Origin of the sequence: Roseateles chitinivorans (assembly GCF_002761755.1) — a bacterium.
In the GTDB taxonomy this organism is placed as follows: domain Bacteria; phylum Pseudomonadota; class Gammaproteobacteria; order Burkholderiales; family Burkholderiaceae_C; genus Roseateles; species Roseateles chitinivorans.
The window spans coordinates 100836-107516 of record NZ_PEOG01000015.1 but is presented as its reverse complement, the minus strand read 5'-3'; the positions used below and the strand labels follow the sequence as shown (position 1 = coordinate 107516).

5 protein-coding genes are annotated in these 6681 nt (G+C 67.7%); 4 read left to right on the top strand and 1 reads right to left on the bottom strand.

All coding sequences use genetic code 11. The annotated features are described in order from the left end of the window. The 4 genes from infB to typA all read left to right on the top strand — a co-directional run. Positions 1-2259 (top strand): translation initiation factor IF-2 (gene infB, locus CS062_RS07415; protein ID WP_099860859.1); only part of this gene is annotated, 2259 nt, incomplete at its 5' end. 76 nt (positions 2260-2335) lie between these two features. Next, a complete protein-coding gene (rbfA, locus tag CS062_RS07410; RefSeq protein WP_091732959.1) occupies positions 2336-2716 on the top strand; it encodes a 30S ribosome-binding factor RbfA in 381 nt (126 codons plus the stop codon). A gap of 50 nt (positions 2717-2766) precedes the next feature. Continuing rightward, the gene (gene truB, locus CS062_RS07405; RefSeq protein WP_099860843.1) at positions 2767-3726 is read left to right on the top strand and encodes a tRNA pseudouridine(55) synthase TruB; all 960 of its coding nucleotides are present in this window, start codon (positions 2767-2769) and stop codon (positions 3724-3726) included. Positions 3727-3814: 88 nt separating this feature from the next. Next, entirely contained in the window at positions 3815-5638 is a 1824-nt protein-coding gene (gene typA / locus CS062_RS07400; protein WP_099860841.1) for a translational GTPase TypA, read from the top strand. Between the two features lie 150 nt (positions 5639-5788). Here the strand turns inward: typA and xdp1 are convergent, their stop codons facing one another. Then, positions 5789-6622 carry an exosortase-dependent surface protein XDP1 gene (gene xdp1, locus CS062_RS07395; protein ID WP_158238700.1) on the bottom strand — a complete coding sequence of 278 codons (834 nt, stop codon included), beginning with the start codon at positions 6620-6622 and terminating at the stop codon, positions 5789-5791. Between the last annotated feature and the right edge of the window lie 59 nt (positions 6623-6681).

Genomic DNA, 6681 nt, shown 5'->3' with positions numbered 1-6681 from the left:
AAGCCCGTGCTGCGCGTGGTCAAGGCCGCCGATGTCGCCGCCGACGAGAAGGCGCGCCAGGCCGAGCTCGAGCGTCGCCGCAAGGCCGCCGAGGCCGAGGCCGCCGCCATCCGCGCGATGATGAACGCGCCCAAGAAGGTGCTGGTCGCGAAGAAGGAAGAGCCCAAGCCCGAGGCCGCTCCGGCCGGCATCAAGGGCACGATCCACAAGAAGCCGGGCGGTGCCCCGGGCGCCACCGGCACGACCGCTGCCGCGGGCGCCGGCGCGAAGCCGGGCGACAAGAAGTCGGTCAAGTCGGAGAAGCTGTCTTCCAGCTGGGCCGACGACAAGAAGCGCGGCACGCCGGGCAAGCCGGGCGGCCGCGACGCGGGCGCCGGTGCGCGTCCGGGTGGTGGCGCCGGCTGGCGCGCGCCGGGCCGTGGCCCGGCGGGTCGCCGTGGCGGCCGCGACGATCGCGGCGCGACGATGTCCAACTTCCAGGCGCCGAATGAGCCGGTCGTCCAGGAAGTCCACATCCCCGAGACCATCTCGGTCGCCGACCTGGCGCACAAGATGTCGGTGAAGGCGTCCGAGGTCATCAAGCAGCTGATGAAGCTGGGCCAGATGGTCACCATCAACCAGCAGCTGGACCAGGAAACGGCCATGATCGTGGTCGAGGAAATGGGCCACAAGGCGTTCGCCGCCAAGCTGGACGATCCGGATGCGTTCCTCGAGGAAGAGGGCGCCGCCGCCGAAGGCCAGCACGAACTGCTGCCCCGCGCGCCGGTCGTCACCGTCATGGGTCACGTCGACCACGGCAAGACCTCGCTGCTGGACAGCATCCGCCGCGCCCGCGTGGCGGCAGGCGAAGCCGGCGGCATCACGCAGCACATCGGCGCCTATCACGTCGACACGCCGCGCGGCATGGTCACCTTCCTGGACACCCCGGGTCACGAGGCCTTCACGGCCATGCGGGCCCGCGGCGCCAAGGCGACCGACATCGTCATCCTGGTCGTGGCCGCCGATGACGGCGTCATGCCGCAGACCAAGGAAGCCATCCACCACGCGAAGGCCGCTGGCGTGCCGATCGTGGTGGCGATGAACAAGATCGACAAGCCCGATGCCAACCCGGAGCGCGTCAAGAGCGAGCTGGTGGCGGAAGAGGTCGTGCCCGAGGAATTCGGCGGCGAGTCCCCGTTCGTCCCGGTGTCGGCCAAGACCGGCCAGGGCATCGACGATCTGCTGGAGCAGGTGCTGCTGCAGGCCGAAGTGCTGGAACTGAAGGCGGCGAAGGATTCGCTGGCCAAGGGCCTGGTCATCGAAGCCAAGCTGGACAAGGGCCGCGGCCCGGTCGCGACGGTGCTGGTGCAGTCGGGCACGCTCAAGCGTGGCGACGTGGTGCTGGCCGGCTCGACCTACGGTCGTGTCCGCGCCATGCTGGACGAGGACGGCAAGCCGGCGACCGAAGCCGGTCCGTCGATCCCGGTCGAGATCCAGGGCCTGACCGAAGTCCCGCAGGCGGGCGACGAGTTCATGGTGCTGGCCGACGAGCGCCGCGCCCGTGAAATCGCGACCTTCCGCGCCGGCAAGTACCGCGACGTCAAGCTGGCGCGCCAGCAGGCCGCGAAGCTGGAGAACATGTTCGCCGACATGACCGCCGGCGACGTGCAGACGCTGCCGCTGATCATCAAGGCCGACGTGCAGGGTTCGCAGGAAGCGCTGGCGTCCTCGCTGCTCAAGCTGTCGACCGACGAGGTCAAGGTGCAGATCGTCCACGCGGCGGTCGGCGCGATCAGCGAGTCCGACATCAACCTGGCGATCGCCTCCAAGGCCGTCGTGATCGGCTTCAACGTGCGGGCCGATGCCGGCGCGCGCAAGGTGGCCGAGCACAACGACGTCGACCTGCGCTACTACAACATCATCTACGACGCGGTGGATGAGGTGAAGGCGGCGATGGCCGGCATGCTGGCACCGGAGCAGCGCGAGGAGATCATCGGTACCGCCGAGATCCGCACCGTGTTCGTGGCGACCAAGATCGGCACCATCGCCGGCTCGATGATCACCAGCGGCCACGTGACGCGCAATGCGCGCTTCCGCCTGCTGCGCGACAACGTCGTGGTCTACACCGGCGAGATCGAGTCGCTCAAGCGCCTGAAGGACGACGTCAAGGAAGTCCGCGAGGGCTTCGAGTGCGGTATCAAGCTGAAGAACTACAGCGACATCAAGGAAGGCGACCAGCTGGAAGTCTTCGAAATCAAGGAAGTGGCGCGCACGCTGTAACCCAGCCTGCCGCCGCTCCACGCCCGGCGGGTCACCCCCGCCGGGCTTTGTTGTTTGAGAGAGTGAGGAAAGAGCCATGCGTCACAAGCGATCGATCCCCAACCGCGGTCTGCGCGTGGCGGACCAGATCCAGCGCGACCTGGCCGAGCTGATCCGCGAGTTGAAGGACCCGCGCATCGGCATGGTGACGATCAGCGCGGTCGAGGTCACGCCCGACTATGCGCACGCCAAGGTGTTCTATTCGCTGCTGGTCGGCGACCAGAAGGCCACCGGCGAGGCCTTGAACGAGGCGGCGGGCTTCCTCCGCAACGGCCTGTTCAAGCGCCTGCAGATCCACACCGTGCCGAGCCTGCATTTCCACTTCGACCGCACGACCGAACGCGCCGCCGAGATGAGCGCCCTGATCGCCAAGGCGAATTCCGACCGAGCCAAGGACGACGAGACCACCGAGGACTGAGCGTCCTCCGAGACCGACAGACGGCGCCCCGCGAGGGGCGTCGCACCGTGATGAGCGCAGTAGCCCCCCGCCCCAAGATCGTGAAGCGCGCCGTGCATGGCGTGCTGATGCTGGACAAGCCCCTCGGCCTGACCAGCAATGACGCATTGCAGAAGGTCAAGCGCCTCCTGCGCGCCGAGAAGGCCGGTCACACCGGCACGCTGGATCCGCTGGCGACCGGACTGCTGCCGCTGACCTTCGGCGCGGCGACCAAGTTCAGCCAGGTCTCGTTGGAGGCCGACAAGGGCTACCGCGCGACGCTGCGGCTGGGCATCACAACGACCACCGGCGACGGCGAGGGCGAGATCCTGGAGCAGCGCGACGCCATCGCGCGAACGCTGGACCTGGACGCGATCCGCGCCGCCTGCGAAGCCTTCAAGGGCGCGATCTCCCAGCTGCCGCCGATGTACTCGGCGCTCAAGCACCAGGGCCGTGCGCTCTACGAGCTGGCCCGCGAGGGCGTGACCGTCGAGCGCCAGCCGCGCAACGTGACGATTCACGCGCTGGACATCGTCGACTGGCAGCCTGACGAGCTGCTGCTCGTGATCGACGTGCGCTGCACCAAGGGCACCTACATCCGCACGTTGGGCGAGGACATCGGCGCGAAGCTGGGCTGTGGCGCCCATCTGGCCGGCCTGCGCCGCACCGCCAGCGGTCCGGTCTCGATCGACCAGGCGGTGACGCTGGAGCAGCTAGAGGCGATGGACGATGCCGGCCGTCTGGCGCAGCTGACGGCCCCGGACAGCCTGCTGGGCGAATGGCCCGAGGTCGAGCTCAGCAACGACGAAGCCGGCCGCTTCCTGTCCGGCATGCGCCGGCGGGTGGCGCTCGGCGACCTGCCGCAGGTGCGGGTGTACGGCCAGATGCCGCGCGCCTTCCTGGGCAGCGCCCATGTGGCCGGCGGCGAGCTGATCGCCGACCGGCTGCTGAGCCCCACCGAGATCGCTTCCATGCTGATGCAGGCCGCCTGAGCCGGCATCGCCCCGACAAGACCCGAGACATCCCCGAGTTCCCGACTTCCTCCAAATCCGAGAAAGCCCTCCAAGCGAAAGCCGCCCCATGAGCAAGCAAATCCGCAACATCGCCATCATCGCCCACGTCGACCATGGCAAGACCACCATGGTGGACCAGCTCCTTCGCCAGAGCGGCACCTTCGCCGAGCACGAGAAGGTCGTCGACACGGTGATGGACAACAACGCCATCGAACGCGAGCGCGGCATCACCATCCTGGCCAAGAACTGCGCGGTGAGCTGGAAGGGCACCCACATCAACATCGTCGACACCCCGGGACACGCGGACTTCGGCGGTGAAGTCGAGCGCGCGCTGTCGATGGTCGACGGCGTGGTGCTGCTGATCGACGCGCAGGAAGGCCCGATGCCGCAGACCCGCTTCGTGACGAAGAAGGCGCTGGCCCTGGGCCTCAAGCCGATCGTCGTCGTGAACAAGGTCGACAAGCCGGGCGCCAAGCCGGACGCGGTCATCAACGCCGCCTTCGACCTGTTCGACAAGCTCGGCGCCACCGACGAGCAGCTGGACTTCCCGGTCGTGTACGCCTCGGGCATCAACGGCTGGTCCTCGCTGGAGGAGGGCGAGCCCGGCGGCAAGTGGGGCGAGGACATGTCCGCCCTGTTCGACACCATCCTGAAGCATGTGCCGCCGCAGAGCGGCGACCCGGCCGCCCCGCTGCAGCTGCAGATCTCGGCGCTGGACTTCTCGACCTTCGTCGGCCGCATCGGCGTGGGCCGCATCAGCCAGGGCACGCTCAAGCCGGCCATGGACGTGGTCGTGATGGAAGGTCCGGACGGCAAGGTCACCAAGGGCCGCGTCAACCAGGTGCTGACCTTCCAGGGCCTGGACCGCATGCAGACGAATGAAGCCGGCCCCGGCGACATCGTGCTGATCAACGGCATCGAGGAAATCGGCATCGGCGTGACCGTCACCAGCCCGACCAATCCGGCTCCGCTGCCGATGCTCAAGGTCGACGAGCCGACGCTGACGATGAACTTCTGCGTCAACACCTCGCCGCTGGCCGGCCGTGAAGGCAAGTTCGTCACCAGCCGCCAGATCTGGGACCGCCTGCAGAAGGAACTGCAGCACAACGTCGCGCTGCGAGTGAAGGAAACCGACGAGGACGGCATCTTCGAGGTGTCCGGTCGCGGCGAACTGCACCTGACCATCCTGCTGGAGAACATGCGCCGCGAGGGCTACGAGCTGGCCGTGTCCAAGCCGCGCGTCGTCTTCCAGGAGATCAACGGCGAGAAGTGCGAGCCGATCGAGTTGGTCACCGCCGACGTCGAGGAAACCCACCAGGGCGGCGTGATGCAGGCGCTGGGCGAGCGCAAGGGCGAGCTGGTCAACATGGAGCCGGACGGCCGTGGCCGGGTGCGCCTCGAGTACCGGATCCCGGCCCGCGGCCTGATCGGTTTCTCGAACGAGTTCCTGAACCTGACGCGCGGTTCGGGCCTGATCTCCAACATCTTCGACGGCTACGAGCCGCACAAGGGCGAGATCGCCGGCCGCAAGAACGGCGTGCTGATCTCGATGGACGCGGGCGAGATCTTCACCTACGCGCTAGGCAAGCTGGACGACCGCGGCCGCATGTTCGTGAAGCCGAACGATCCGGTCTATGAAGGCATGATCGTCGGCATCCACAGCCGCGACAACGACCTGGTGGTCAACGCCACCCGCACCAAGCAGCTGACCAACTTCCGCGTCAGCGGCAAGGAAGACGCGATCAAGATCACGCCCCCGATCGAGCTGACGCTCGAGTACGGCGTCGAGTTCATCGAGGACGACGAGCTGGTCGAGATCACGCCGAAGTCGGTGCGCCTGCGCAAGCGCCACCTGTCGGAAAACGACCGCAAGCGCGCTGCGCGCAGCTGAGCGGCACCGGAAGACGCCTGGACTGCGACGGTCCGGGCGTCGGCCCGAGCAACGACAACGCCCGATGCCTGCATCGGGCGTTTTGCCTTGAGGGCCCTCGAAAAAAAAGAAAGGCGACCCATCGGGTCGCCTTTCGCGGAGCAGGGAGGCTCAGCGTTGGGATTGCTTGCGGCGGCGCACGCTCACCAGGCCGAGCAGGGCCACCGAGGCCAGGGCGAGGGAGGCGGGTTCCGGCACGTTGCCGCCCGTGCCGCCTCCGCTGCCGGACTTGTTGCCGGCGACGGAGAACAGCTTGACGAAGTCATAACCGGAGTAGCTCGTGCCGGTGCCGCGGGTCAGGCCGCTGGTGGAGCCGTCGCCGCCGGTCGGCGCGCCGCCCAGCTGCGAGTTGTAGGCGGTGATGATCCACCAGCTGGAGCTGACGTTGGTGTTCAGGTTGACCGTCGCGTTGGCGGCAGTGCCGACATCCGCGTAGCTGTTGACCAGCGACCAGCCATTGGCCGACTTCAGCGTCGCCGCCGTCTTGCCCGCGATCGTGTTGCCGACGTTGACCCCCGCGGTCAGGCCGGTGTAGGCCAGCACGGTGATGTCGCTGTCGTACTGCCACCAGCCCAGCTTCACCTGGGTCAGGTTCACGGCGGCGTCGAACTTCAGCAGGATCAGGTCCTGGTAGCCGTAGTTGTCCAGCGCGTGGTTGGGCGATTGCGCATCCCCGCTCGGGGCCACCACGCCGAAGCCGCCGCCGCTGTAGTAGGCCAGCGTGCTCTGCGCGAAGCCGTTGGTGCTCGAGTAGGCGCCGCCCGAGGTGTTGATCGACGCGGAGTAGGCGGAGTAGCTGACGTTGGGCGCGGCATCGCCAGTCTCGCTGCAGTTGGTGACGCAGCTGCTGGCCGTCCAGGTCGAAAGCGCATGCGCGCTGAGCGGCAGCAGTGACGCCAGCGCCACCACGGCCAGGCCCATCAGGCGTTGTTGAACTTTTCGCATGGTTTCCCCTCGGTCTCCCCGACCCGGTCGGAGCATCTGATTCGTTCGGGCCCGTATCA